The organism is Shinella sp. WSJ-2, from assembly GCF_003432075.1.
In the GTDB taxonomy this organism is placed as follows: domain Bacteria; phylum Pseudomonadota; class Alphaproteobacteria; order Rhizobiales; family Rhizobiaceae; genus Shinella.
The window spans coordinates 115,538-140,301 of sequence record NZ_QWBU01000009.1 but is presented as its reverse complement, the minus strand read 5'-3'; the positions used below and the strand labels follow the sequence as shown (position 1 = coordinate 140,301).

Below are 24,764 nucleotides of genomic sequence, written 5' to 3'. Positions count from 1 at the left end.
GGCCCGATGACCCGCGAAACCGCCATCAACCTGCTGCTCGCAGCCCTGCTTCTCGCCCTGCCGCTGATTGCCGCCGGCATGGGGGAACCGTTCTATGTGACGCTCGCGACCCGCGTCGTCGTGCTGGCGCTTGCCGCCGTCGGCCTCAATCTGGCGCTCGGCCTCGGCGGTCTCCTGTCGTTCGGCCACGCCGCCTTCTTCGGCCTCGGCGGCTATGCCGCCGGCATTCTGGCGACCCATGCCTTCAATGCCGAACCGCTCTTCGCCGGCATTCCCGGCACGACGTCCATGCCGCTTATCTGGCTCGTTGCCATCGCGGTCGCCGGTCTCGTCGCCCTGCCGATCGGCGCGATCAGCCTGCGCACCACGGGCGTCTATTTCATCATGATCACGCTCGCCTTCGCGCAAATGATCTACTATTTCGCCATCTCCTGGCCGGCCTATGGCGGTGAGGATGGCCTCTCGATCTATGTGCGAAACAGCTTCCCCGGCCTCAACACCGCACAGCCGCTGCCCTATTTCCTGATCTGCTTCGTTGTCCTCATGGCGGCTCTTCTCGCCTTCCGCCTCATCGAAGGCTCGCGCTTCGGAAGCGCCTTGCAGGCGGCACGGCAGAACGGCGTGCGCCTCGCCGCCGTCGGCATTCCACCGTTCAAGGTCCGGCTTGTCGCCTTCGTTCTGTCGGCGATGATCACCGGTCTTGCCGGCGCGCTCTATGCCGATCTCAACCGCTTCGTCGGCCCGTCCATGCTGTCCTGGCACATGTCGGGTGAGCTGATGGTGTTGATCATTCTCGGCGGCAAGGGCCGGTTGTTCGGGCCGGTCGCCGGGGCCATGATCTTCGTCTGCCTCGAATATGTGCTCGGCGGCATCACCGAGCGCTGGCAGTTCTTCCTCGGCCTCATCCTGCTGGGCATCGTGCTGTTCGCGCGCGGCGGATTTTTGGGCCTCCTTTCGGGAAAACCGCGCCATGTCTGAGCCGATCCTTGAAATCCGCGATCTCCAAAAGTCCTTCAACGCGCTGAAGGCGACGGATGGTGTCAGCCTCGATCTCAAACCCGGTCAGATCCACGCGCTGATCGGCCCGAACGGTGCCGGCAAGAGCACGTTGATCCACCAGATCGCCGGTTCGTTGAAGGCCGACAGCGGCACGATCCGCTTTCTCGGCCAGGATATCGGCGGCCTCGACATGGCGGCGCGCGCACGGCTCGGCCTTGCCCGCAGCTTCCAGATTTCCTCGCTCGCGCAGGAATTTTCCGCCCTGCGCAACGTCATGCTGGCGGTTCAGGCGAAAGAAGGCAGCAGCTTCCGCTTCTTCCGGCAGGTAACAAGCGACAGGAGCCTGATCGATCCCGCCATGGCCATGCTGGAGCGCGTCGGTCTCGCTCATCGCGCGAATGCGCCGGCGGCCGAACTGTCCCACGGCGAACGCCGCCAGCTCGAAATCGCCATCGCGCTGGCGCTTCAGCCAAAAGCCTTTCTGTTCGACGAACCGATGGCCGGGATGGGGCCGGAGGGCTCCAAGCAACTGACCACCTTCCTCGACCGTTTGCGCCACGAGGCGCCGATGCTGCTGGTCGAACACGACATGGACGCCGTCTTCGCGCTTGCCGACCGCATCTCCGTGCTGGTCTATGGCCGCATCATCGCGTCGGGTACGGTCGATGAAATCCGCCGCGACCCGGAAGTCCGCCGCGCCTATCTGGGAGAAGCCGCGTGACCCTGCTTTCCCTCAAGGGCCTCGAAACCTTCTACGGCGCCTCGCAGGCGCTTTTCGGCGTCGATCTCGATATCCGCCAGGGCGAGGTCGTCGCTCTGATGGGCCGCAACGGCATGGGCAAGACGACGACGATCAATTCGATCATCGGTCTCGTGCGTCCGCGCGCCGGCTCGATCAGCTTCGGCGGCAAGGCGATCTTCGGCATGCGGCCGCACCGGATCGCAAGACTCGGCCTCGGTCTCGTGCCGGAAGGGCGGCGCTGCTTTCCCAATCTCACAGTGATGGAAAATCTCGTCGCGACCGCCCGCGGCAGCGAATGGACCTTCGAGAAGGTGGTCGACCTCTTCCCCCGTCTCGGCGAACGGCGCGATCAATATGCCAGCACGCTCTCCGGCGGCGAGCAGCAGATGCTCGCCATCGGCCGCGCGCTGATGACCAATCCGCGCCTTCTCATTCTCGACGAGGCCACGGAAGGCCTCGCCCCCGTCATCCGACAGGATATCTGGGCAGCGATCCGCAAGCTGAAGGCTGCGGGACAATCGATCCTCGTGGTCGACAAGACGCTGTCGGAATTGTTGCCGGTGGCCGACCGCTGCTTCGTGCTGGAAAAGGGCAGGACGGTTTTCGAGGGAGCCCCGGCAGCACTGACGCGGGACTTGCAGGACCGCTATCTCGGCGTCTGATTTTCAGGCGGCCGGGATACCGCCCGCGAGCACGGTGGAATAGGCTTCCGCGTCGATATTGCCGCCGGAGATGACGCAGACCACGTTGCCGGTGAGATCAGGCCGCGCGATGGCCGCAGCCAGCGAGGCAGCGCCCGCACCCTCGGCGACGATCTTGGCCTTGCGGAACAGCAGGCGCATTGCCTCTGTGATCTCAGCGGGACTGATGGCGATGGCGCCGTCGATCAGCTTTTTCGCGATGGGCCAGAGCTGCGGCACGAGCGACGGGCCGCCGATGCTCTTGATGAAGGAGGGACGGGTGTCGATCGTCACGATTTCCCCGGCCGCAAGCGCTGCGGTGACGGGAGCGGCGCTGTCGTCTTCGACGGCGAAGACCTGCGCCCGTGCCGACACCGCCTTGATGGCGCTGGCGACGCCGGTGGTCATGCTGCCGCCGCCATAGGGCGTCAGCACCACGTCGACGTCGGGCAGGTCCTCGGCGATCTCCATGCCGATGGAGCCGTTGCCGTCGAGCACAGCCTGATCGGTTACCGGGTTGATCAGCAGCTCCGGCGCCTCCGGCCGGTCCGCGCCGATGATATAATCCCACCAGGTTTCCATGCTGATGAAACGGACCTCGCCGCCCAGCGCGCGCACGCCGTCGATCTTGGTCTGCGGCGCGCCGCGATACATGTAGGCGACCATCGGAACACCGGCGAGGCGCGCTGCCCAGGCCATGCCATAGGCCATGTTGCCGGAACTGGTGATGGCGACGCCATTGCAAAGGCTTGCCGGATCGCGCGACAGCACGGCATTGAGGGCAGGGCGCAGCTTGAAGGCGCCGATCGGCGAGAGGGTCTCGAGCTTCAGGAAGATCTGCCGGTCCGGCAGGTCGAGATCGAGTTTGACAAGCGGGGTGCGGGCGAGGTGGGGAGCGATGCGTGCCCGCGCTTCGGCGATCGAGTCGAGGCTGGGGCGGTGTGGTGCTGTCATGACGAAATCCCCGGATGCGTCGCTGCGGGCGGAAAACCGCCCGCAGCTGAAAAATCAGGTCACGGCCGCGCGCACGGCGAAACGGGCATCCTTCCAGGCGCCGGTCGTCAGGATATCCTCGAGGATTTCGACGGCTTTCCAGACATCGGCATAGCTGACATAGAGCGGGGTGAAGCCGAAGCGCATCGTGGACGGCGCACGGAAATCGCCGATGACGCCACGGGCGATCAGCGCTTGCATGATCTCATAGGCGTGCGGATGGCTGAAAGAGACTTGGCTGCCGCGTTTGGCGCGGTCGCGCGGGCTTTCGAGTTCCAGGCCATGCGCCGCGCATTTTTCTTCGACGAGCGCGATGAAGAGGTCGGTCAGGCCGAGGCTCTTGTGGCGTAGCACCGCCATGTCGACCTCTTCCCAGATGTCGAGCGCACCCTTGAGCGCCCGCATCGACAGGATCGGCTGGGTGCCGCAGAGGAAGCGGAGCATGCCCTTACCGGCCGCATAGCTTTTCTCGAAGGCGAAGGGCCGGGCGTGGCCCCACCAGCCGCTGAGCGGCTGGCTGACATCGCCGTGGTGGCGCGTCGCGGCATAGATGAAGGCCGGGGCGCCGGGGCCGCCGTTGAGGTATTTGTAGGTGCAGCCGACGGCGAAATCGACATTGGCGCCGTCGAGATCGACGGGCAGGGCGCCGGCCGTATGGCACAGGTCCCAGATGACGAGCACGCCGTGGTCATGCGCCTTCTTCGTCAGCGCCGCCATGTCGCGCAGCTCACCGGATTTGTAGTTGACGTGGTTGACGAGCACGACGGCGACGCTGTCGTCGATCAGCGCCTCGATGGTGTCGGCATCGACGCCCTCGAGACGCAGCGTTCCACCGGGCCGGGTCGAGAGTACGCCTTCGGCCATGTAGAGGTCTGTCGGGAAGCTGCCGCCCTCGCTGACGATGACCGAGCGGCCGGGCCGTAGCGCCATGGCCGCATGCAGCGCCTTGTAGATGTTGATCGAGGTCGTGTCGCAGACGGCGGTCTGGCCGGCGGCGGCCCCGATCAGCCGGCCGACGCGGTCGCCCAGCGTCAGCGGCATGTCGAACCAGCCGGCGATGTTCCAGCTGCGGATGAGGTCCTGGCCCCATTCCTGTGTGGCGGCCTGCTGCAATTCGGTGAAGGCGGCCTTGGAGGCGACGCCGAGCGAATTGCCGTCGAGATAGATCAAACCATCCGGCAAGATGAAGCGGTCCCGGAAGGCGCTGAGCGCATCGGCTGCGTCCATGGCCTCGACGGCTGAAAAGTCGGGAATGGCAGTCATCGGAAAATCCTATTCACGAACGGTTTCGCGGGCGGGCGCCGGGCCACGGCTGCGCTTGAGGCTCGGGAGCGCCAGCATGGCCAACACGAAGAGCCCCGTTGCCAGCTTCAGGTCCGGCGGCGGCATGCCGGCGGCAAGGCAGAAGGAGACGAGCTGGTAATAGACGATAGCGCCGACGAAGGGGGCGGCGAGCTGGCGCAGCACACTCTGCTTGCCGACGATGGCCTCGCCGATCATCAGGGCGGCAAGCCCGTTGATGAGGATGCCGAGACCCATATTGACGTCGGCGAAACCCTGCGACTGCACCATCAGCGCACCGCCGGCGGCGGAGAAGGCACCGGCAAGGCCGACGCCGCCGATGGTGGCGAGCCAGACATTGATGCCCTGCGCCTCGGCCATATCGGGATTGGCGCCGACGGCGCGCACGGCCGTGCCCTTTTCCGTGCGGAAGAAATGCAGGAGCAGCGCGAAGACGATGAGGCCGAAGGCGCCGGCCATCACGATCTTGCTGGCCGGGAAGCCCGGTTGCAGACCCGGCACCCAGTCGAACACCGTCGCCGAGCCGAAGACCGAGAGGTTCGAGCGGCCCATGATACGCAGGTTGATGGAGTAGAGCATCGTCATCATCAGGATGCCCGCCAGCAGCGTATGGATGCGGAAGCGCAGATGGATGAAGGCGGTGCAGCAGCCGGCGACGAAGCCGGCGAGAAGCGCAATCAGGATCGCCGGCAGGGGCGACAGGCCGGCCGCCATCAGAACGCCGCAGACGCAGCCGCCGAGCGGGAAGGCGCCCTCGCTCGTCAGGTCCGGAAAGCTCAGCATTCGGAAGGGGATCATGATGCCGAGCACGACGAAGGCGAGGATGAGGCTTTGCGCCAGCGTGACGGGAACGAGCGAGACAAAGCTCGCAAGGGTGTTTTGCAGGAAATCCATGGGTCTCAGCTCGCCAGAAACATGCGGTCGGTCTTGACGGAGAAATGGCCGATCAGGTCGGGGACCGTGATCGACGTCTTCTCGGCGCCGGCGATTTCGAGACGCACGCGGCCGGCATCGAGCATGATGACCCGGTGGCCGAAATCCACGGCGTGCTGCATGTTGTGCGTCACCATCAGCGTGGTGAGTTTTAAGGCTTCCACGGCGCGGATCGTCGCTTGCATGACGATGTCGGCGGTGCGCGGATCGAGCGCTGCCGTGTGCTCGTCGAGCAGAAGCAGCTCCGGGGAGCCGCCGACCGCCATGATCAGCGACAGCGATTGCCTCTGGCCGCCGGAGAGCAGTTCCACGCGGGTGTCGAGCCGGTTTTCCAGCCCGAGGCCGAGCAGCGACAGCCGCTCCTTGTAGGCGGCGAGGCGTGCCGGGTTGAGGCCGCGCCGCAGCGTGCGCCTGTTGGCGCGCAGTTCCGCGAGCAGCATGTTTTCGGCCACCGTCATCGAGGCAGCAGTGCCCTTCATCGGGTCCTGGAAAACGCGGGCAAGCCGCATGGCGCGCTTGTGCACGGGCATACCCGTCACATCGTCGCCATTGATGACGATCTTGCCGCTGTCGAGCACCAGCGCGCCCGAGATGGCGTTGAGCATGCTGCTCTTGCCCGCACCGTTCGAGCCGATGACGACGCCGAATTCGCCCGTTTCAAGCCGCAGGTTGAGATCGTTGAGGGCGGTCTTTTCGTCCGCCTGTCCCTTGTAGAACACTTTTCGCGCCGACTGGATTTCCAGCATGGGCTTCCCCTTTTTATGGGTGACGGCGCTGAGGCGCCGTCACCGGATAGACGCGAAGGTCGGATCAGTCAATCAGGCAGCCGCAATCGGCAAGCGAGGCGGGCACTTCGACGCCGAAGGCGGCGAGCGTCTTCTTGGAGATCAGCGGCTTGTGGTCTTCATAGGCCGGACGCCAGGGAGCGATGGTCTTCGGGTCCTTGCCCTTCAGGATTTCCGCGGCGATCTTGCCGGCGGCGAGGCCGACCTGCTCGTAGTTCACGGCAAAGCTGGCCGGCACGACGCCGTCGCGCACGGCACCGTCGTCGGAATTGACGATCGGGATTTGCGCTTGACGGGCGGCGGCCGAAACAGCGGCGATCGCCGGCTGGAGCAGGTTGGAGGCGGGCGTGTAGATCACGTCGGCCTTGCCGGCAAAGGAGGCGATGCGCTGCTGGATGTCGTTGACATTGTCGACGCCGACATCAACGACCTCGAAACCGGCTGCGGGGGCCGCTTCCTTGATCTTGTCGAGCAGCGCCACGTCGTTCGCCTCACCCGGATTGTAGGGCACGCCGAAACGCTTGGCGTTCGGCAGCAGCTTGTGGGCGAATTCCATGACGGCGGCGACGTCCTGAAGGTCGGTCGCACCGGTCATGCCATCGTCACCCGCTTCCCAGGAGGGGACCAGCTTGGCGGCGACGGGATCGGTGACGGCCGAGAAGACGACCGGAATGCCGGAGCCTGCCAGCGCCTTCTTGGCGATCTGCGAGACGGGTGTGGTGATCGTGTAGATCAGCTTAGGCTGTTCGGCCTGCAGCTTGGCGATCATCTGCGGCACCAGCGAGGCGTCGAAATTGGTGTGGCTCTCGGTATAGACGACGTCGGTGCCTTCGACGAAGCCGTTCTCCGCCATCGCCTTCTTGAAGCCGGCGATCGAGGCGGCAAGCTGCGGGTGTTCGCCGAAATTGGCGATACCGATGCGGATCGGCTCGGCGAGCGCGTTTGCGGCGCCGAGCGCCAGTGCGCCGGCCAGAACCAGTCCCGAAACGAATGACTTAGTAAGCCTGCTCATGAAATCCTCCCAGAGATGACAAGCGGCCGCCGTTCTTCAGCGGCTTGGCGCGGATCATGGCGGCGGTGGAACGGCTTGTCAAATAATATATATATTTTGATCACGGGGGCAAAAGTATATATATTCGATCCATGACATGCCGGCGCTGAGGGGCCTCGATGCAAAAGCACGAGCAATCGACCAAGACCGAATCCGCCTATCGCCTGCTGCGCCGCGATATCCTCGCGACGCGGCTGAAGCCCGGTGCGCCGATGAAGCTGAGCGCGCTCCGCGATCGCTACGAACTCGGCTGGACACCGTTGCGCGAGGCGCTGTCGCGGCTGGAGGCCGAAGGGCTGGTGACGGCGATCAGCAATCGCGGCTTTGCGGTGGCACCCGTCTCCCTCGATGCGCTGGAGGACCTGACCCGCGCCCGCATGGTGGTGGAAATCCCGCTCCTGCTGGAATCGATCGCCAGCGGCGACAGCGCCTGGGAATCGGAGGTCGTTACCGCACATTACCGGCTGTCGCGGTGTAAGCTCGCCGTCGAAACGGCGACGGAGAGCGAGATCGACGAGTGGGATGAACGGCACGCCGCCTTCCACACGGCACTTATTAGCTCGGCCCGCTCCAACTGGCTCATGCGCTTCCAGGCGACGGTGTCCGACCAGCTGCGCCGCCATCACCGCTTCCTCAGCCTTGCCCCGGCGCTCCGCGCGGCCGAGGGCCGGACGGAAGGCTATGAGGCTGCGGTCGCCGCGCTTCATGACGCCATGTCGATCGAGCACCATACCGAGCTTATGGAGGCTGCGCTCGACCGGAATGCCGCGCGCGCGCAGGCCCTGATGACCGAGCACATCGGCCTGACGGTGAACGTCTTTGCCCAGTCGGAGGACGGCGACCGCGCCGAGCCGCAACCTTCCGCGCGGCACGCCGCGAAATGACGGCGCTGTCCAAGCGGTGCAAACATCTCTAAAAGGCAAGGCGACGGTACAGAAAACGGACCTTTGTTATGACGGGTGACGACACGTTCGACATCGCGCCGGATTGGGTGGATGGCGAGACCAAGGCCCTGGAAGCGCCGCACGATCACCGTGCCGAGCTTCGTCTCTGGCTGCGCCTGCTCACCTGCTCGACGCTGGTGGAAAGCGAAGTGCGTCGCCGCCTGCGCGAGGAATTCGATTCCACCCTGCCGCGCTTCGACCTGATGGCCCAGCTCGAGCGTGCACCCGACGGCATGGTGCTCGGCGAAGTCTCCAAGCGCATGATGGTCTCGCCCGGCAACATCACCGTCCTCGTCGAACGCCTTACGGAGAGCGGACATCTCAGCCGCACGACGCTTCCGACCGACCGCCGCGTGCAGATCATCGCGCTCACCCCCTTCGGCCGTGCCGAATTCGAGAAGATGGCTGCCCGCCACGCCGACTGGATTTCCGACCTCTTCGCCGGCCTCGCACCGGCGGATGGCGGCGTGCTGATGGACGAGCTTGCCAAGCTCAAGCGCTCGGTCATCGCCTCGCTCGCCAAGGGCGGCTGAGAAACTTTTTCGCCTTCCCGAGACTGTTTTACGTCGTGCGTCATGCCCGGCGGACTGTGCTTACGCGTATCTCTCACCAAAACAATTTTAAGCTTGAAATTTCTCCGAAACGGGTCCAACCTGCTGCCACAGTCCAGATACCTGTGCGGTGTCTGCGACACACGCGGCCGGAGCTCGGGAGGAGAACGACATGCGGATCGTCTGTATCGGTGGTGGGCCTGCCGGTCTCTATTTCGCGCTTCTGATGAAGCGCCAGCACCCGGAACACCAGATCACCGTCGTCGAGCGCAACCGGGCTTTCGATACCTTCGGCTGGGGCGTGGTCTTCTCCGATGCCACCATGCAGTCGATGCGCCAGTGGGATCCGGAGACGGCGGAGGCGATCGAGGTTTCCTTCAACCATTGGGACGATATCGAACTGGTCTTCAAGGGCCGCAAGATCCGCACCACCGGCCATGGCTTCGTCGGCATCGGCCGCAAGAAGATGCTCAACATCCTGCAGGAGCGCTGCCTGGAACTCGGCGTCGAGCTTTTGTTCGAGCGCGACGTGCAAGGGGACGAGGAGTTCCCGGACGCCGACCTCATCATCGCTTCTGACGGCGTGAATTCCCGTATCCGCAATAAATATGCTGATGTCTTCCAGCCCGACATGGTGGTGCGGCCGAACCGCTATATCTGGCTCGGCACCAACAAGCCGTTCGATGCCTTCACCTTCGATTTCCAGCGCACCGAACACGGCTGGTTCCAGGCGCATGTCTATCGCTTCGACGACACGACCTCGACCTTCATCGTCGAGACGACGGACGAGGTGTTCAAGGCGCATGGGCTCGACAAGATGGACCAGGACCAGTCCATCGCCTTCTGCGAGAAGCTCTTTGCCGAAAGCCTCGACGGCCACGGCTTGATGACCAATGCGCGCCATCTGCGCGGCTCGGCCTGGCTGAATTTCGGCCGGCTGATCTGCGAGAAATGGAGCCATTTCAACGGCAACAGCCATGTCGTGCTGATGGGGGACAGCGCCCACACCGCCCATTTCGCCATCGGCTCGGGCACCAAGCTCGCCATCGACGATGCAATCGAGCTGACCCGCCAGTTCGATCTGATCGGCCACGACAAGGCGAGCATCCCCGCCGTGCTCGCGGCTTACGAGGAGGTGCGCCGCGTCGATGTCGCGCGCATCCAGAACGCGGCGCGCAACGCCATGGAATGGTTCGAGGTGGTCGGCACGCGCTATGCCGATACGCTGGAGCCAGAACAATTCATGTATTCGATGCTGACGCGCTCGCAGCGCATCAGCCACGAGAACCTGCGCCTGCGCGACAAGGAATGGCTGGAAGGTTTCGAACGCTGGTTCGCCGAGCGGGCGGGTGCGGAAAAGGCCGCGAACGGCGCCGTGCCGCCGCCGATGTTCACGCCCTTCAAGCTGCTTGGCCTGACGCTCAGGAACCGCATCGTCGTCTCGCCCATGGCGATGTATTCCGCGACGGACGGTCTGCCGGGCGATTTCCATCTCGTGCATCTCGGCGCGCGCGCCATGGGCGGTGCCGCCCTCATTTTCCCGGAAATGACCTGCGTCTCGCCCGATGCGCGCATCACGCCCGGCTGCCTCGGCCTGTGGAACGATGCACAGCAGCAGGCTTTCCAGCGGATCGTCGATTTCGTGCATCACGAAACGCCCGCCAAGATCGGTATCCAGCTCGGCCATGCCGGGCGCAAGGGGGCGACGAAGCTCGCCTGGGACGGCATTGACCAGCCGCTCGCCGAAGGTGGTTGGCCGTTGATCTCGGCCTCGGCCTTGCCCTATCTCAAGCATTCTGAGACGCCGCGCGAAATGACCCGCGAGGACATGGATCGCGTCATCGCGGATTTCGTGACGGCGACCGAGCGGGCACGCGACATCGGCTTCGATATTCTCGAGCTACACGCCGCGCACGGCTATCTCCTGTCGAGCTTCCTTTCGCCGCTCACCAACCATCGCACCGACGACTACGGCGGCGACCACGCGGCGCGTGCCCGTTTCCCGCTCGAAGTGTTCCACGCCATCCGCAAGGTCTGGCCCGAGGATAAGCCGATCTCGGTGCGTCTCTCGACCAATGACTGGCACGAGGGCGGCAACACGCCGGAGGATGCGGCGATCTTCGCGAAGATGTTCAAGGAGGCCGGCGCCGACATGATCGACTGCTCGTCCGGCCAGGTGGTGAAGGAGGAGAAGCCGGTCTATGGCCGCCTGTTCCAGACGCCGTTCTCCGACAAGATCCGCAACGAGATCCAGGTGCCGACCATCGCCGTTGGCGCGATTTCCGAAGCCGACCACGCCAATTCGATCATCGCCGCCGGCCGCGCCGATCTCTGTGCCGTCGCCCGCCCGCATCTCGCCGACCCGTCCTTCGTGATGCACGAGGCCGCGAAGATCGGCTATGACGCCCAGCCCTGGCCCAAACAATATTATTCCGCCCGCGCGCAATATGTGAACAACCTCGCGCGCGCGACGACGGCAGGCAAGCCATGAGCAAACGGCACGCTTTCGTCACGGGTGCCGGCAGCGGCATCGGCAAGGCCATCGCGCTGATGCTTGCCACCGAAGGCCACATTGTCAGTCTCGCCGGCCGGAGGGCCGGGCCGCTGGAAACGGTGCGCGACGAGATCCGCGCGGCCGGTGGCGAGGCTTTCGCCCACGACGGTTTCGATGTGACGGATGCCGTTGCCGTCGAACGCGGCATCGCCGCCGCCATCGCCTCGGCCGGTGAGATCGCCGTGCTCGTCAATTGCGCTGGCGAAGCGCCCTCGGCGCCGTTCGAAAAGACCGACTTCGCCCTCTGGCAGCGTGTGCTCTCCATCAACCTCACGGGCGTCTATATCGTTACGCAGGCGGCACTTCCCTCCGTGCGCTGCGCCGGCAAGGGCCGCATCGTCAATGTCGCGAGCACCGCCGGGCTCACCGGCTATGCCTATGTCTCCGCCTATTGCGCCTCCAAACACGGGGTCATCGGCTTGACGCGGGCGCTGGCGCTGGAATTGGCGCGCACCGACGTCACGGTCAACGCCGTCTGCCCCGGCTTCACCGATACGCCGCTCATCGATGGTGCGCTCGACACGATCACGGAAAAAACCGGCCGCTCACGCGAGGAGGCGCGCGCCAGCCTCGCGCGCTCCAACCCGCAGGGCCGGCTGGTGAGCCCGGCCGAGGTGGCGCACACCGTTTCCTGGCTCGTCTCCGAAGGGGCGAGCGCGATCACCGGCCAGGCCATCGCGGTCGCCGGCGGCGAAATTCTCTGAAGGACGATGACATGACGAACCCCATGCAGGCCAAGCAGCGCCCCTTCAAGGATCACAAGGCCAAGCACTTCCTGTTCGAGACGGATGCCGACGGTCGCGTCGCGACGATCACGCTCAACCGCCCCGACAAGAAGAACCCGCTGACCTTCGAAAGCTATGAGGAACTAGGCGACCTCTTCCGTGCGCTGACGCGCGCCAGCGATGTACGTGTCGTGGTGCTGACGGGAGCGGCCGGCAATTTCTCTTCCGGCGGCGATGTGTTCGATATCATCAAGCCGCTGACCGAAATGGCGATGCCGGACCTTCTCGCCTTCACCCGCATGACGGGCGAACTCGTGCGCCAGATGCGCGCCTGCCCGCAGCCGATCATCGCCGCCGTCGATGGCATCTGCGCTGGTGCCGGTGCGATCCTCGCCATGGCCTCGGATTACCGCGTGGCGACGCCGGAGACGAAGACGGCCTTCCTCTTCACCCGCGTTGGGCTCGCCGGAGCGGACATGGGGGCCTGCGGCATCCTTCCCCGCATCATCGGCCAGGGCCGTGCCGCCGAACTGCTGTTCACCGGCCGCGTGATGAGCGCTGTGGAAGGCCACACCTGGGGCTTTTATAGCGCCCTGCACGAGCGCGATGCGGTGCTTGCCGAGGCGCAAAAATTCGCGCGCAACCTCGCCGATGGCCCGTGGTTTGCCCATGCCATGACCAAAAAGATGCTCGATCAGGAATGGGCGATGGGCATCGACCAGATGATCGAGGCGGAAGCGCAGGCGCAGGCGATCTGCATGGCGACCGGCGATTTCCGCCGCGCCTTCGAGGCCTTCGCCGCCAAGGCCAAGCCTGCCTTCGAGGGGAACTGACATGCAGCCCGCTGCCATGGCGCCGACCCGCGATCATCTCGACTGGCCGTTCTTTGACGAGAGCCACCGCGCCCTTGCAGCGGAGCTTGACGGCTTCGTCGCGCGTGGCGGCCTCGACAATGTGGACCATGGCAATGTCGATGCGGCCTGCCGGCAGCTGGTTGCGGCGCTGGGTGCCGCCGGTATCCTGCGCCATTGCGTTCCAAAAGCTTTCGGTGGGGCCAGCGAGGAGATCGACAGCCGGGCGCTCTGCCTGGTGCGCGAAACGCTCGCCTATGCCGACGGTCTCGCCGATTTCGCCTTCGCCATGCAGGGGCTGGGCACAGGCGCGATCAGCCTGTCCGGCTCGCTGGCGCTGAAAGAGCAGGTGCTGCCGAAAGTGGCGCGCGGCGAATGGCTGTCCGCTTTCGCGCTCTCCGAACCCGATGCCGGATCCGACGTCGCCGCGCTCGCCTGCGCGGCACGGCGCGAGGGCGACCACTTCATTCTCGACGGCGAAAAAACCTGGATTTCCAACGGCGGCATCGCCAATGTCTATACGCTCTTTGCCCGCACCGGCGAGGCGCCCGGCACGCGCGGCATCTCCGCCTTCGTCGTCTTTGCAGATACGCCCGGCTTCACCATTGCCGAGCGCATCGAGACCATCGCGCCGCACCCGCTCGCCCGCATCCGCTTCGACAATTGCCGCATCCCCGCGACGCAGCTGCTCGGAAGCCCCGGCGAGGGCTTCAAGATCGCCATGCGCACGCTCGATATCTTCCGCCCGTCCGTGGCGGCGGCTGCGACCGGATTTGCCCGCCGCGCGCTCGATGAAGCCGTGGCGCATGCGAAAAGCCGAAAAATGTTCGGCGCCACCCTCTCCGACCTTCCGACGGCACAAAGCACGCTCGGCGAAATGGCGACCGCTATCGATGCCGCCGCGCTACTGACCAGCCGCACCGCTTGGAAACGCGATGTGCAGAAGCAGCCGACGACGCGCGAGGCGGCGATGGCCAAGATGACCGCGACGGAAAATGCCCAATGGGTTATCGACCAGGCGCTGCAGCTCTTCGGGGGCAGGGGGGTGCGCACGGGCGAGATCACCGAGCGGCTTTACCGCGAGATTCGATCGCTGCGCATCTATGAAGGCGCGACGGAAGTTCAAAAGCTCATCATCGGCCGCGAGCTGATGAAAGAAGCGGCACGATAGGAGACGCCATGCATACGATCCTGCAACCGGAAGGCTGGGCGAAGCCCATCGGCTATGCCAACGGCGTGGCGGCGTCGGGCCGCACGCTCTTCGTCGGCGGCCAGATCGGCTGGAATGCGCGGGCGCAGTTCGAGACCGACGATTTCGTCGAGCAGGTGCGCCAGACGTTGAAGAATGTCGTGGCCGTGCTCGCCGCTGGCGGTGCGGAGCCACACCACATCACCACGATGACCTGGTACTTCACGGACAAGCAGGAATATCTCGGCAACCTGCGCGGCATCGGCCAGGCCTATCGCGAAACCATCGGCCGGCACTATCCCGCCATGGCGGCCATGCAGGTGGTGGCGCTGGTCGAAGACCGCGCCAAGATCGAAATCCAGGCCACGGCCGTCGTTCCCGAATAGGCGTGAAGATGCGGTTTTCCGAGAGCGTTTCGGCCTTAAGCCATGACGGCGTGCTCGTCGTCACCATCGACAATTCGCCGGTCAACGCGCTGTCGGCGCATGTCCGTGCGGGACTGGTCGAAGCGTTGGACCATGCCGCCAGCGCGACGGACATCGTCGGTATCGTGGTTACGGGCGCAGGCCGCACCTTCATCGGCGGGGCCGATATCAAGGAATTCGGTAAGCCGCCGGTCGAACCCATACTTCCTGATGTTATCGAGCGTATTGAGCGCTTCGAAAAACCCGTAGTCTCAGCCGTGAACGGCGCGGCGCTCGGCGGTGGCTGCGAGGTGGCGCTGGCCTGCCATGGCCGTATCGCCGGGGAAGGCGCAAGCTTTGGCTTGCCGGAGGTAAAGCTCGGCCTCGTTCCCGGTGCCGGCGGAACGCAGCGCCTGCCGCGTCTGATTGGCACGGTCGCGGCCATCGATCTCATCGGCACGGGACGGGCGGTAAAGAGCGCCGAAGCTGTGGCATTGGGCCTTGCCGACGCGGTTGCCGCCGACGCCATTGCTGCCGCCATCGCCGCCATGAAGGAAAAGGCCGGGCAGCCGCTGCGCCGTACCGGCGCGCTTGCCGTGCCCCGCGCAGATGAGACCGCCGTCAGCGCGGCGGAGGCGAAGGTCATCGGCAAGAGCCGTGGCCAGATCGCACCCGCCGAGGCCATCCGCCTCGTCAAGGCAGCCGGCCGGCTCAGCCTCGAACAGGGGCTGACGGAGGAGCGCGCCACCTTCCTTCGCCTGCGCGATTCCCAGGAATCCGCCGCCTTGCGGCATGTCTTCTTCGCCGAGCGCGCCGCCGGCAAGGTCGATGCGCTTGAGGGCGTGCAGGCGCGGCGCATCGAAACCATCGGTGTGGTCGGCACGGGGCTGATGGGCTCCGGCATCGCCGTCTCGGCGCTCACCGGCGGCTATCGCGTCGTTGCGCTGGAGCAGAGTGTGGAGGCGGCCGAGAGCGGCCGCGCCCGCATCGCCGGCCTGCTCGACAAGGCCGTCCAGTCAAAGCGCCTTACGCCCGACATGCGCGACGCCTGCCTCTCCCGGTTGGAAACGACAGCCGAGGCCAAAAACCTCGCGACGGCCGATCTGGTGATCGAAGCGGTCTTCGACGACCTCGCGGTCAAGACGGAACTGTTCCGCAGGCTCGACGGCATCGTCGCGCCACAGGCCATCCTGGCGACCAATACGAGTTATCTCGATCCCGACACGATCGCTGCCGCAACCGCCGATCCGTCGCGCGTGGTCGGCCTGCATTTCTTCTCGCCGGCCAATATCATGCGCCTCGTGGAAGTGGTCGACTGCACGAAAACCGCGCCCGACGTGCTGGCAAGCGCGCTCGCTTTCGTCAAACGCCTCGGCAAGCTCCCCGTCGTCTGCGGCGTCACCGAAGGGTTCGTCGGCAACCGCATCTTCTCCGCCTATCGTCGCGAGGCAGAATTCATGGTGGAGGATGGTGCGCTGCCGCAGGAGATCGATGCGGCGATGGAGGCCTATGGTTTCCCGATGGGCTTTTTCGCCGTCAGCGACATGGCCGGCCTCGAGATCGCCTGGGCGCGCCGAAAGCGCCAGGCCGCGACACGCGATCCCGCCGAACGCTATGTCGACATCGCCGACAGGCTGTGCGAGGCGGGTCGGCTCGGGCGCAAGACCGGGCTCGGCTGGTATGCCTATCCGAACGGTGAGAAAACCGTCGATCCCGCCGTCACCGCCGTGATCGAGGCGGCGCGGGCGGCGAAGGGCATCGTGCCGCGCGCCTTCACGGCAGACGAGATCATGGACCGGCTTCTGAAGGTGATGGCCGATGAGGGCAGGGCGCTGCTTGCGGAGGGCATTGCCGCGCGCGCCAGCGATATTGATCTGGTGATGATCAACGGCTACGGCTTTCCTGCGCACAAGGGCGGCCCGATGTTTGCCGCCGGCCTCATCTCCTAGGAGGATGGCGGCGAGGGGCAGAACGCGGCACACAGGAGCAGACAACAGCGTTCTGCAAAGGGTGCCGCCCATGACTGCCTATCCGATCGACCTCATCCGCGCTTCCTTCCCCGCTTTGGAGGGTTCGCGCACCGCCTATCTCGATAATCCCGCCGGGACGCTCGTTCCCAAAACGGTGATCGACGCCGTGGCCGGGGCGATGGCGACGGCCTCGTCCAATCTCGGCGGGCGCTTTGCAGCCTCTCAGCGCGCGGATGCCACCTGGCGTGCGGCGCATGACGCGGCAGCCGAATTCGTCAACGCCTCCTCCTGGCAGGAGATGATCATCGGCCCGAACATGACGACGCTCGCCTTCCAGATGGGGCGCGTCATCGGCAGCACGCTTTCCCCCGGCGACGAGATCATCGTCACGCGCATGGATCACGAAGGCAATGTCTCGCCGTGGCTTGCCATGGCCGAGGCCTATGGGCTGACGGTAAAGTGGCTGCCCTTCAACAAGGAGACCTGGCGCATCGAGCCGGAGGACCTTGCAGCCCTTCTCACGCCGCGCACGAAATTCCTGGCGCTCAACTACGCCTCGAACATGACCGGCAGCATCAACGACGTCGCCGCGCTGACGGCCTTGGCCAAGGCGGCAGGCGCGCTCGTCTGGATCGATGCGGTGCAGCTTGCGCCGCACCACCTGCCGGATGTGCAGGCGATCGGCTGCGATTTCCTCGTCTGCTCGTCCTACAAGTTCTTCGGCCCGCATCTCGGCGTGCTCTGGGGCCGTGGCGATCTGTTGCGCGCGCTGCCGCCGCATCGCGTGCGCTGCCAGAGCGATGACATTCCGGATCGCTTCTGCACCGGCACGCCGCAGACCGAGCTTCTCGCCGGCCTCACCGCGACGATCGATTATCTCGCATCGACAGGCGAAGCGGCCGGCAGCACGGGCACACGGCGCGAAAAGATGGCCGCTGCCTATCAGGCCTTCGATGCCTATGAGGCGGGCCTGACGCGCCGGCTGATCGGCGGCCTGACCGCGCTGCCGGGCGTCCGGCTGGTCGGCATCGCCAATCCCAACCTCTTCGCCCATCGCGTGCCGACGATCTCGTTCACGCATGACCGTGTCTCGACCCATCGTTTCGCCGAGGCGCTGGCGGGCGAGGACATCAATATCTGGTCCGGCCACAATTACGCGCTGGAGCCGGCCCGCCATCTCGGCCTTTCCGAGGATGAAGGTGTGGTGCGTATCGGTATCGCACACTACAATTGCGCCGAGGAGATCGAGCGGACGCTTGGCGCGGTCGGCAAGCTTGTCGCGTGAGGGCGGCTGTCGTAAAGGGATATAACTAGCCGTTTTTCTTCGGGAATCTCACAGATGGAACATGACCGACAGTGCCCGCTGGATAGAGCCTTTCTCTCATGCGCTCGACCGCTACGACCAGCCCGACAGCGTGTCGGCGCTGCTGGCGGCCATCGGCTCGGTGGCGCGGTTCCATCTGGCGCTGTCGGTGGTGCACCGTAAGAACGGTGGGCCGAGCTACGTCTTCGATACGTTTTCCGGCCCCAAGGCCAAACGGGCGGTGCAGCTCTTCATCGCCGGTACCTACCTGCTCAATCCGTTCTACAACGCCTATCTCGCCGGTCTGCCCGGGGGCATCTACCTGATGCGGGATCTGGCGCCGGATGAGTATCTCGGCTCCGATCTCTATCGTGGCCTTGATATCCGCCGCCATCAGGACGAGGAATTGGGTTATCGCACCCATGGCTGGCCGGAAGGCATGGAGGAGCTGCTGATCGCCATGGACCTGCCGGGTGGCGAAATGGCGGAGATCAGCCTGTCGCGCATCCGCAGCGAAGGCGGTTTCGACGCGGCGTCCGTCGCCCGGCTGCGCGAGGCGCATCCCTTGATCGCGGCGATCTTCCGCAGGCTCTGGGCGCATCTGTCGCGCAACGAGAATGCGCCGCAGGCACGCCCCATCGATCATCTCTTCAGCGATTTCGGCCGTGATGTGCTGAGCCCGCGCGAGCGCGAGGTGGCATTGTTGATCCTGAAGGGACATTCCAGCGAGTCGATCAGCTTTCACCTGGGCATCTCGATCGCCACGGTGAAGACGCACCGGCAGAAGCTCTATGCCAAGCTCAATCTCTCCACGCAGCAGGAGCTGTTCTCGACGTTTCTGCGCAGTCTCAATCTGTGAGGTGAGGGGGGCATGCTCGCGTCCCAGGCCGCTCCCACAGCCCGCGCCTCATTAAAAACCCGTGCGCCCATCCCACCCACCAACGTCATCCTCGGCCTTGAGCCGAGGATCCACGCCACAAGCGAGGCGGTGCGGATGGGTGGATCCTCGGGTCAAGCCCTGACATGACGGAGGAGAGGGCAGGAGGACCGTGTCGACGGCTAGGGGCGAACCTGGTTCGCCCCTCGTTCCATCAGTTCTTCAGGTTTTCGCGGATCGCGGCCGAGATGGCCGCAAGCCCCTTGCGCAGCTCGTCCTCGGTCGGCCAGGCGTAGCCGATGCGGAAGTGCCGGTCGTCCTGCTCGAACCAGCTGCCGCGGCCGACATAGGCCTGGTGGCGGCTGTACAGGCTTTCGTGAAAACCGGCGAGATCGACATTGGCCGAAGGCACGATGCGCGGGAAACAGACGCAGCCGCCCGACGACGCAATCCACTCGACGAGCGGCTCGGACGCGATCCAGTCCTTGACGATGGCAAAGGCGCTGGCGATGCGGGCATTGTTGAAGGCGAGCCACGCATCGCGCTGGCTGAGCGCGACATAGGCGATGTATTCATCCACCGTGCTGCCGGAGATGCCGATCTGCTCACGCGCGGCGAGGAAGGTTTCCATGAGGTTGGCATCGCGCGTGATCAGCCAGCCGATGCGGATGCCGGGAATGCCGTAGGTCTTGGACAGCGAGGACACGCTGATCACCCGGTCAGACAGGCTGGCGGCAACCGGCAGCATCGTGCCCGAGGTCATCTCGCGATAGGTCTCGTCGAACAGCAGGCGCGTGCCTTTACGTTCGATGAGTGCGACGAGCGCCTTCAGCTCGCTTTCGGAAATCATCACGCCGGTCGGGTTGTGCGGATAGGTGACCGAGACATACTTCGTCTCCGGCCGGATCGCCGCCTCGATAGCTGCAAGATCGAGCCGGTAGCCGGTCTCGAAGGTGAGATCGACGATGGTCATGTCGGCACCGATGGTGCGCGGCGTTTCGAGGTTCGTCGCATAGTTCGGCCTGACCACGACGATGTGGTCGCCGGCCTCCAGCATCGAGGTCGCGATGATGAAGAGCGCACCCGCCGCACCCGCCGTGACGAGCACGTCATCGGCCTTCAGCCCTTCACCCGTGCCGGCGATCAGGCCGCGCAGATCCGGCGCGCCGCGATGGTCGCCGTAGCACAGCAGGATGTCGTCCAGCCGGAGATTCAGCTCACCCAGGCGGCGATCGGCGACCGAGCTTTCCGAGAGATTGTAGCGGATCGTGTCGTAGCCGAGCTGCTCGGGGGATTCCAGCTCGATGGGCATGCGGACATATTTCATGGGGCTCTCCTCTGGCCTGCATACCAAAGGGCTAGATCAACCTGATGTCACATTCCATCCACCCCGAGGGTGATGGCGGGCGTCATTTTCGAGCTCATCGGCATCATCCCCTAGGTGGATTTCCTCCCCCCCTCCCGGCGGCGCATCGTTGCCCATCGGCGGAGTGAGGACCGCCGTCAGAGCCAACAAAGAAGGGGAATGCCATGAAACTCATGACCGGTCTGTTGTCCGCCACAGTTGTCAGCCTGATGGCGGTTGCCATGCCCGCCCAAGCCGAAACGCTGCGCGTCGGCATGGAGTGCACCTACGCGCCCTTCAACTACCGCACGCCCGAGGGCGAGATGGCCGGCTACGATGTCGATGTCGCCAAGGGCATTGCCGAGCGCATCGGCGTCGAGCTCGATTATGTCTGCCAGGAGTGGGACGGCATGATCCCGGCGCTGCTCGCCAGCAAGTTCGACCTGATCGTTGCCTCCATGTCGATCACTGAAGAGCGCAAGCAGAAGATCGATTTCTCGGTCCCCTACCGCGTCTCGCTCGGCCGTATCCTCGGCTCCAAGGACGCCGCGCTGAAGCTGTTCGACGCGGACGGCAAGCCGATCCCGGACGCTTTCAACGGCCTGCGCTTCGGCGTGGAGCGTGCCTCGACCTATGCGAAATGGGTGGAGGCCAAGCTGCCGGGCGCGGAAATCGCGCTTTACGACGGTGCCCAGCCCATGCTGCTCGACCTGCAGAACGGCCGCATCGACATCGCCATCACCAATCCCATGAAGGCCTATCTCGACTTCCTCAGCAAGGAGAATGGTGCCGGCTTCGAATTCGTCTCGCCGCCGATCGACGAGGTCGAATATTTCGGTCCGGGCGTCGGCGTGGGCCTGCGCAAGGGCAATGACGAACTGCTCGCCAAGATCGACAAGGCGCTGGAAGACATGATCAAGGACGGCTCGCTCGAGAAGTTCAGCCTGAAATATTTCCCCTTCTCCATCCAGCCGGCAAACTGGAAGGGCGTCGGCCAGTAACAAGACCTCCGGGCGTCGCGTCCGTCGCGGCGCCCGATCCGCATAGAGATTCTGGAGGTACGGCATGTCGGTACTCGACGGCTGGTGGGACGACTTCTTCTTCGGCCTGATGACGGTGTTGCAGGTCTTTTCGGTGTCGCTGGTGATTGCGGTCGTCTGCGGTCTCCTCGGGGCCTCGGCGAAACTGTCGAAAAGCCGCATCCTGCGCGGCGTGGCCCAGGGCTACACCATCGTGTTTCGCGGCGCACCCGAGCTGCTCGTGCTGCTGCTTTTCTATTTCGGCATGGCGATCGCGCTTACCCAATTGGTGCAGCTCGTCGATCCCTCGGTGAAGTTCATCGATCTGCCGCCGTTCTGGGCGGGCTCCATCGCCATCGGCCTGATCGTCGGGGCCTATATGACCGAGACCTTCCGCGGCGCCTTTCTCGGCGTCGATCGCGGGCAGGTCGAGGCGGCGCGGGCGCTCAGCCTCAAGCGCCATCAGATCTTCCGCTATGTCCGCCTGCCGCAGATGTGGCGGCTGGCGCTGCCGAATTTCGGCAATCACATGCTGTCCATCATGAAGGACACCGCACTCGTCTCGATCATTGGGCTGGAGGAAATCCTCTTCGTCGCCAAGATGGCGAACTCGCTCATCCACCGCCCCTTCCTGCTCTACATGACCGTCGCCCTGATCTATCTGGCCATGACCACTGTCATCACGCTCGCCGTCGGCTGGCTGGAGCGGCGTGCCAACCGTCATCTGAGAGGTGCCCGATGAGCTTCGATCTCTCGCTGATCGCCACCAGCCTGCCAAAGATCCTGCAAGGCCTGGGGCTGACCCTCAACCTTCTCGCCGTCTCCACCCTGTTCGGCCTGATCCTCGCCGTCGGCATCCTGCTGATGCGGCTATCGCGCCGGTCCTGGCTCGTCTGGCCGGCCAAGGCCTATATCTACTTCTTCCGCGGCACGCCGCTGCTCGTGCAGCTCTTCGTCATCTATCACGGCCTGCCGCAGTTCGGTTTCATCCGGCAGAGCGTGCTTTGGCCGCTCCTGCGCGAGCCCTATTGGTGCTCGGTCATCGCGCTGTCGCTCAACACGGCGGCTTATGTCTCGGAAATCCTGCGCGGCGGCGTGCTCGGCGTCGACAAGGGTTTCGTCGAGGCCGGCAAGGCGCTTGGTCTTTCCAAGTTCCAGCGCACCACCCGCATCACCGCGCCGCTCGCCGTCCGGCTGGCGCTGCCCGCTTACAGCAACGAGATTGTCTCCATGCTGAAGTCGACCGCGCTCGCCTCCACCGTCACGCTGATGGAAATGACGGGTGTCGCCCGCACCATCGTGGCCGATACCTTCGCCCCTTACGAGATCTTCATCGCCGCGACGATCATCTATCTCGTGCTCGTCTGGATCATCCAGACCGGCTTCACGCTGATCGAGACCTATGCGAACCGCCATGTGAGAAAGACCTGATGGCCGATATCATTGTCCTGGAAAAGATGAACAAGTTCTACGGCACCTATCACGCGCTGAAGGACGTCAATCTCACGATCGCCAAGGGCGAGAAGGTCGTGGTCTGCGGCCCTTCGGGCTCGGGAAAATCGACCATGATCCGCTGCATCAACCGGCTCGAGGAGCATGACGGCGGCCGCATCGTTGTCGGCGGCGAGGAGCTGACCGACGACGAGAAGAAGATCGATCTCGTGCGCCGCGAGGTCGGCATGGTGTTTCAGAGCTTCAACCTCTTCCCGCACATGACCGTGCTGGAAAACCTGACGCTCGCGCCGCGCCTGGTGCGCAAGATGGCGACGGTGGAGGCGGAAGCCATCGCCATGAAATATCTCACCCGCGTGCGCATTCCCGACCAGGCGCACAAATATCCCTCGCAGCTTTCCGGTGGCCAGCAGCAGCGCGTCGCGATCGCCCGCGCGCTCTGCATGAACCCGGAGGTCATGCTGTTCGACGAGCCGACCTCGGCGCTCGATCCGGAAATGATCTCCGAAGTGCTCGACGTGATGACCGACCTTGCCCGCGAGGGCATGACGATGGTCTGCGTGACGCACGAGATGGGCTTTGCCCGTTCCGTCGCCGACCGCATCGTCTTCATGGACCAGGGCGAGATCGTCGAAGTCTCCACCCCCGCCGAATTCTTCGCAGCCCCCAAATCCGAGCGTGCCCGCACTTTCCTCGGACAGATCCTTGCCCATTGAGAAACGCCATGACCGACAGCACCGAAACCTTCCTCGCCTTCGCCGAGAAAATCGCCGATAGCTCCCGCACCCTGCTTCTGGCCGCCGCCGAAGAGGCGCCCCGCGTCGACCTGAAACAGGATGCGAGTTTCGTCACCGCCACCGACCGCGCGGTGGAAGCCCGGCTGCGCGAACAGATCCGCGCCGCCTTTCCCGACCACGGCATCATGGGTGAAGAATATGGCAGCGAACGGCTGGAGGCCGAGTTCGTCTGGGTGCTCGACCCGATTGACGGCACCGCCGCTTGGGTCGCCGGCATCCCGGTCTATGGCACGCTGATATCGCTGGCACGTGGCGGCAAGCCCTTGCTCGGCGTCATCGATCTGCCCGCCACCGCCGAGCGCCTGACTGGCATTTCCGGTCGCGGCGCCTGGCACAATGGCAAGCCGATCCGCTGCCGCAAGGGCACGGCGTTGGCCGATGCCTATATGACCTCCTCCAACCCGCGCTTCGTACCGGAAGCCGACCGCATACCCTTCGCGCGGCTCGACAACGCCGTGCAGTTCACGCAATACGGCGGCAGCTGCTACAGCTATGGCTGCCTCGCGCGCGGCCGCACGGACCTCGCCGTGGATGCCGGTTTCGACGCCTATGACCTCTTTGCCCCGACCGCCATCATCGAGGGCGCAGGCGGTATCGTCACCGATTGGCAGGGCGGTCCGCTCGATCTCGGCTGGAAGGGGTGCGTCATCGCGGCCGGCGATCCGGCGCTGCATGCAAGCGCGCTCAAGCTGCTTGCCGGCTGAGGCGGAACAAAGCGCTGCCCTGCGCAGTTCGGGCTCCATCATCTGAAACCGATGGAGCAAAACAATGGGCGACCGCAAACAAGCCTCCCGCGAGGACGATTTCCGCGATTACGAACAGCGCGATATTCGCGACGGCTGGCCCTATGCGGACAGCGATGGTGATCGCAAGGCCGCCAGGAATGCGCCCTACGGCACTGCGGGCGCTAATCTCGAGCAGCTGGACAACAAGGGCGTGGAAGTTGCCGGCGATCCCGAACTGCGGGATGTCGATGGTGCACCGCTGCCATTCTCCGACGACGAGGCCGACACGATTGCCGACGACGATCTGGAAGAGCGCATCGCACTGAGCCTTGAAGAAGACGGTCGCTTCGATCTTGATCTGATCGAGATCGCCATCCGCGGCGGTATCGCCGATCTCGATGGTTCCGTTGATAGCGACGAAGACCGCCGCCATCTCATCGGTGTCGTGCGGCGCGTCAAGGGCGTGCGCGGCGTTCGGGCGGAACGCCTGATGACGCGCGGCGTCGACAGCCATATTCCCAGCGATGTCGATGAATAAATGCATCATGGCGGCCCGGCGTTAACGCCGGGTCG

At 64.8% G+C, this 24,764-nt stretch carries 25 protein-coding genes; 19 read left to right on the top strand and 6 right to left on the bottom strand.

Features of this window, described 5'->3' with window-relative positions:
• Positions 1 to 6 precede the first annotated feature (6 nt).
• The 3 genes from D0Y60_RS18855 to D0Y60_RS18845 are packed head-to-tail and all read left to right on the top strand — an operon-like array spanning position 7 to position 2,403.
• A complete protein-coding gene (locus tag D0Y60_RS18855) occupies positions 7 to 978 on the top strand; it encodes a branched-chain amino acid ABC transporter permease (RefSeq protein WP_117371513.1) in 972 nt (323 codons plus the stop codon).
• A complete protein-coding gene (locus D0Y60_RS18850) occupies positions 971 to 1,720 on the top strand; it encodes an ABC transporter ATP-binding protein (protein ID WP_117371512.1) in 750 nt (249 codons plus the stop codon). The genes D0Y60_RS18855 and D0Y60_RS18850 overlap by 8 nt, the downstream gene beginning before the upstream one ends.
• The gene (locus tag D0Y60_RS18845; RefSeq protein ID WP_117371511.1) at positions 1,717 to 2,403 is read left to right on the top strand and encodes an ABC transporter ATP-binding protein; all 687 of its coding nucleotides are present in this window, start codon (positions 1,717 to 1,719) and stop codon (positions 2,401 to 2,403) included. Before D0Y60_RS18850 ends, D0Y60_RS18845 begins: the two co-directional genes overlap by 4 nt.
• A gap of 3 nt (positions 2,404 to 2,406) precedes the next feature.
• On the opposite strand, the gene D0Y60_RS18840 is transcribed toward D0Y60_RS18845, so the two are convergent.
• The 5 genes from D0Y60_RS18840 to D0Y60_RS18820 form a co-directional block, all read right to left on the bottom strand.
• The gene (locus D0Y60_RS18840) at positions 2,407 to 3,375 is read right to left on the bottom strand and encodes a pyridoxal-phosphate dependent enzyme (protein WP_117371510.1); all 969 of its coding nucleotides are present in this window, start codon (positions 3,373 to 3,375) and stop codon (positions 2,407 to 2,409) included.
• 54 nt (positions 3,376 to 3,429) lie between these two features.
• Positions 3,430 to 4,677, bottom strand: a complete 1,248-nt coding sequence (gene kynU / locus D0Y60_RS18835) for a kynureninase (RefSeq protein ID WP_117371509.1) — start codon at positions 4,675 to 4,677, stop codon at positions 3,430 to 3,432.
• A gap of 9 nt (positions 4,678 to 4,686) precedes the next feature.
• Positions 4,687 to 5,610, bottom strand: coding sequence for an ABC transporter permease (locus tag D0Y60_RS18830; protein WP_117371508.1), 924 nt, complete (start codon positions 5,608 to 5,610; stop codon positions 4,687 to 4,689).
• Between the two features lie 5 nt (positions 5,611 to 5,615).
• Positions 5,616 to 6,395 (bottom strand): ABC transporter ATP-binding protein, encoded by a 780-nt coding sequence (locus D0Y60_RS18825; protein WP_117371507.1) that lies wholly within the window; start codon positions 6,393 to 6,395, stop codon positions 5,616 to 5,618.
• A 64-nt stretch (positions 6,396 to 6,459) separates the two neighbouring features.
• Entirely contained in the window at positions 6,460 to 7,446 is a 987-nt protein-coding gene (locus D0Y60_RS18820; RefSeq protein WP_117371506.1) for an ABC transporter substrate-binding protein, read from the bottom strand.
• Positions 7,447 to 7,604: 158 nt separating this feature from the next.
• Here D0Y60_RS18820 and D0Y60_RS18815 point away from each other — a divergent pair, with 158 nt between their 5' ends.
• The 10 genes from D0Y60_RS18815 (at position 7,605) to D0Y60_RS18770 (ending at position 18,835) form a co-directional block, all read left to right on the top strand.
• Positions 7,605 to 8,369, top strand: a complete 765-nt coding sequence (locus D0Y60_RS18815) for a GntR family transcriptional regulator (RefSeq protein WP_117371505.1) — start codon at positions 7,605 to 7,607, stop codon at positions 8,367 to 8,369.
• 68 nt (positions 8,370 to 8,437) lie between these two features.
• A complete protein-coding gene (locus tag D0Y60_RS18810) occupies positions 8,438 to 8,962 on the top strand; it encodes a MarR family transcriptional regulator (protein ID WP_117371504.1) in 525 nt (174 codons plus the stop codon).
• Positions 8,963 to 9,152: 190 nt separating this feature from the next.
• The gene (locus tag D0Y60_RS18805; RefSeq protein ID WP_117371503.1) at positions 9,153 to 11,471 is read left to right on the top strand and encodes a bifunctional salicylyl-CoA 5-hydroxylase/oxidoreductase; all 2,319 of its coding nucleotides are present in this window, start codon (positions 9,153 to 9,155) and stop codon (positions 11,469 to 11,471) included.
• Positions 11,468 to 12,238, top strand: a complete 771-nt coding sequence (locus D0Y60_RS18800; protein WP_117371502.1) for an SDR family NAD(P)-dependent oxidoreductase — start codon at positions 11,468 to 11,470, stop codon at positions 12,236 to 12,238. Before D0Y60_RS18805 ends, D0Y60_RS18800 begins: the two co-directional genes overlap by 4 nt.
• A gap of 11 nt (positions 12,239 to 12,249) precedes the next feature.
• Complete coding sequence (locus D0Y60_RS18795) at positions 12,250 to 13,092, top strand: enoyl-CoA hydratase family protein (protein ID WP_117371501.1); 843 nt, start codon at positions 12,250 to 12,252, stop codon at positions 13,090 to 13,092.
• 1 nt (position 13,093) lies between these two features.
• Positions 13,094 to 14,281 (top strand): acyl-CoA dehydrogenase family protein, encoded by a 1,188-nt coding sequence (locus tag D0Y60_RS18790; protein WP_117371500.1) that lies wholly within the window; start codon positions 13,094 to 13,096, stop codon positions 14,279 to 14,281.
• 8 nt (positions 14,282 to 14,289) lie between these two features.
• Positions 14,290 to 14,685 carry a RidA family protein gene (locus D0Y60_RS18785; protein ID WP_117371499.1) on the top strand — a complete coding sequence of 132 codons (396 nt, stop codon included), beginning with the start codon at positions 14,290 to 14,292 and terminating at the stop codon, positions 14,683 to 14,685.
• Between the two features lie 8 nt (positions 14,686 to 14,693).
• A complete protein-coding gene (locus D0Y60_RS18780; RefSeq protein ID WP_117371555.1) occupies positions 14,694 to 16,652 on the top strand; it encodes a 3-hydroxyacyl-CoA dehydrogenase NAD-binding domain-containing protein in 1,959 nt (652 codons plus the stop codon).
• Positions 16,653 to 16,722: 70 nt separating this feature from the next.
• The gene (locus D0Y60_RS18775; RefSeq protein WP_117371498.1) at positions 16,723 to 17,958 is read left to right on the top strand and encodes a cysteine desulfurase-like protein; all 1,236 of its coding nucleotides are present in this window, start codon (positions 16,723 to 16,725) and stop codon (positions 17,956 to 17,958) included.
• 61 nt (positions 17,959 to 18,019) lie between these two features.
• Entirely contained in the window at positions 18,020 to 18,835 is an 816-nt protein-coding gene (locus D0Y60_RS18770) for a helix-turn-helix transcriptional regulator (RefSeq protein WP_117371497.1), read from the top strand.
• 232 nt (positions 18,836 to 19,067) lie between these two features.
• On the opposite strand, the gene D0Y60_RS18765 is transcribed toward D0Y60_RS18770, so the two are convergent.
• Positions 19,068 to 20,180: an aminotransferase class I/II-fold pyridoxal phosphate-dependent enzyme gene (locus D0Y60_RS18765; RefSeq protein WP_117371496.1), complete on the bottom strand. Its 1,113-nt coding sequence runs from the start codon at positions 20,178 to 20,180 to the stop codon at positions 19,068 to 19,070.
• Between the two features lie 203 nt (positions 20,181 to 20,383).
• Between D0Y60_RS18765 and D0Y60_RS18760 the strand changes: the two genes are divergently transcribed.
• The 6 genes from D0Y60_RS18760 to D0Y60_RS18735 all read left to right on the top strand — a co-directional run bounded on the left by D0Y60_RS18760 (position 20,384) and on the right by D0Y60_RS18735 (position 24,729).
• The gene (locus D0Y60_RS18760) at positions 20,384 to 21,199 is read left to right on the top strand and encodes a transporter substrate-binding domain-containing protein (RefSeq protein WP_117371495.1); all 816 of its coding nucleotides are present in this window, start codon (positions 20,384 to 20,386) and stop codon (positions 21,197 to 21,199) included.
• A 64-nt stretch (positions 21,200 to 21,263) separates the two neighbouring features.
• A complete protein-coding gene (locus D0Y60_RS18755; protein WP_117371494.1) occupies positions 21,264 to 21,959 on the top strand; it encodes an ABC transporter permease in 696 nt (231 codons plus the stop codon).
• Positions 21,956 to 22,648: an ABC transporter permease gene (locus D0Y60_RS18750; protein ID WP_117371493.1), complete on the top strand. Its 693-nt coding sequence runs from the start codon at positions 21,956 to 21,958 to the stop codon at positions 22,646 to 22,648. The genes D0Y60_RS18755 and D0Y60_RS18750 overlap by 4 nt, the downstream gene beginning before the upstream one ends.
• Positions 22,648 to 23,385, top strand: a complete 738-nt coding sequence (locus D0Y60_RS18745) for an amino acid ABC transporter ATP-binding protein (RefSeq protein WP_117371492.1) — start codon at positions 22,648 to 22,650, stop codon at positions 23,383 to 23,385. The genes D0Y60_RS18750 and D0Y60_RS18745 overlap by 1 nt, the downstream gene beginning before the upstream one ends.
• Positions 23,386 to 23,393: 8 nt before the next feature.
• Positions 23,394 to 24,170, top strand: coding sequence for an inositol monophosphatase family protein (locus D0Y60_RS18740; RefSeq protein ID WP_117371491.1), 777 nt, complete (start codon positions 23,394 to 23,396; stop codon positions 24,168 to 24,170).
• 64 nt (positions 24,171 to 24,234) lie between these two features.
• A complete protein-coding gene (locus D0Y60_RS18735) occupies positions 24,235 to 24,729 on the top strand; it encodes a BON domain-containing protein (protein ID WP_117371490.1) in 495 nt (164 codons plus the stop codon).
• Positions 24,730 to 24,764 lie beyond the last annotated feature (35 nt).

Bases quoted from the DNA above. Each gene is read 5' to 3' on its own strand.
- D0Y60_RS18830 (WP_117371508.1), bottom strand. From the start codon at position 5,610: ATGGATTTCCTGCAAAACACCCTTGCGAGCTTTGTCTCGCTCGTTCCC.
- D0Y60_RS18800 (WP_117371502.1), top strand. From the start codon at position 11,468: ATGAGCAAACGGCACGCTTTCGTCACGGGTGCCGGCAGCGGCATCGGC.
- D0Y60_RS18780 (WP_117371555.1), top strand. From the start codon at position 14,694: ATGCGGTTTTCCGAGAGCGTTTCGGCCTTAAGCCATGACGGCGTGCTC.
- D0Y60_RS18745 (WP_117371492.1), top strand. From the start codon at position 22,648: ATGGCCGATATCATTGTCCTGGAAAAGATGAACAAGTTCTACGGCACC.
- D0Y60_RS18765 (WP_117371496.1), bottom strand. From the start codon at position 20,180: ATGAAATATGTCCGCATGCCCATCGAGCTGGAATCCCCCGAGCAGCTC.
- D0Y60_RS18855 (WP_117371513.1), top strand. From the start codon at position 7: ATGACCCGCGAAACCGCCATCAACCTGCTGCTCGCAGCCCTGCTTCTC.
- D0Y60_RS18740 (WP_117371491.1), top strand. From the start codon at position 23,394: ATGACCGACAGCACCGAAACCTTCCTCGCCTTCGCCGAGAAAATCGCC.
- D0Y60_RS18840 (WP_117371510.1), bottom strand. From the start codon at position 3,375: ATGACAGCACCACACCGCCCCAGCCTCGACTCGATCGCCGAAGCGCGG.
- D0Y60_RS18815 (WP_117371505.1), top strand. From the start codon at position 7,605: ATGCAAAAGCACGAGCAATCGACCAAGACCGAATCCGCCTATCGCCTG.
- D0Y60_RS18790 (WP_117371500.1), top strand. From the start codon at position 13,094: ATGCAGCCCGCTGCCATGGCGCCGACCCGCGATCATCTCGACTGGCCG.
- D0Y60_RS18825 (WP_117371507.1), bottom strand. From the start codon at position 6,395: ATGCTGGAAATCCAGTCGGCGCGAAAAGTGTTCTACAAGGGACAGGCG.
- D0Y60_RS18770 (WP_117371497.1), top strand. From the start codon at position 18,020: ATGACCGACAGTGCCCGCTGGATAGAGCCTTTCTCTCATGCGCTCGAC.
- D0Y60_RS18775 (WP_117371498.1), top strand. From the start codon at position 16,723: ATGACTGCCTATCCGATCGACCTCATCCGCGCTTCCTTCCCCGCTTTG.
- D0Y60_RS18755 (WP_117371494.1), top strand. From the start codon at position 21,264: ATGTCGGTACTCGACGGCTGGTGGGACGACTTCTTCTTCGGCCTGATG.
- D0Y60_RS18760 (WP_117371495.1), top strand. From the start codon at position 20,384: ATGAAACTCATGACCGGTCTGTTGTCCGCCACAGTTGTCAGCCTGATG.
- D0Y60_RS18785 (WP_117371499.1), top strand. From the start codon at position 14,290: ATGCATACGATCCTGCAACCGGAAGGCTGGGCGAAGCCCATCGGCTAT.
- D0Y60_RS18750 (WP_117371493.1), top strand. From the start codon at position 21,956: ATGAGCTTCGATCTCTCGCTGATCGCCACCAGCCTGCCAAAGATCCTG.
- D0Y60_RS18805 (WP_117371503.1), top strand. From the start codon at position 9,153: ATGCGGATCGTCTGTATCGGTGGTGGGCCTGCCGGTCTCTATTTCGCG.
- D0Y60_RS18820 (WP_117371506.1), bottom strand. From the start codon at position 7,446: ATGAGCAGGCTTACTAAGTCATTCGTTTCGGGACTGGTTCTGGCCGGC.
- D0Y60_RS18810 (WP_117371504.1), top strand. From the start codon at position 8,438: ATGACGGGTGACGACACGTTCGACATCGCGCCGGATTGGGTGGATGGC.
- D0Y60_RS18850 (WP_117371512.1), top strand. From the start codon at position 971: ATGTCTGAGCCGATCCTTGAAATCCGCGATCTCCAAAAGTCCTTCAAC.
- D0Y60_RS18795 (WP_117371501.1), top strand. From the start codon at position 12,250: ATGACGAACCCCATGCAGGCCAAGCAGCGCCCCTTCAAGGATCACAAG.
- D0Y60_RS18735 (WP_117371490.1), top strand. From the start codon at position 24,235: ATGGGCGACCGCAAACAAGCCTCCCGCGAGGACGATTTCCGCGATTAC.
- kynU (WP_117371509.1), bottom strand. From the start codon at position 4,677: ATGACTGCCATTCCCGACTTTTCAGCCGTCGAGGCCATGGACGCAGCC.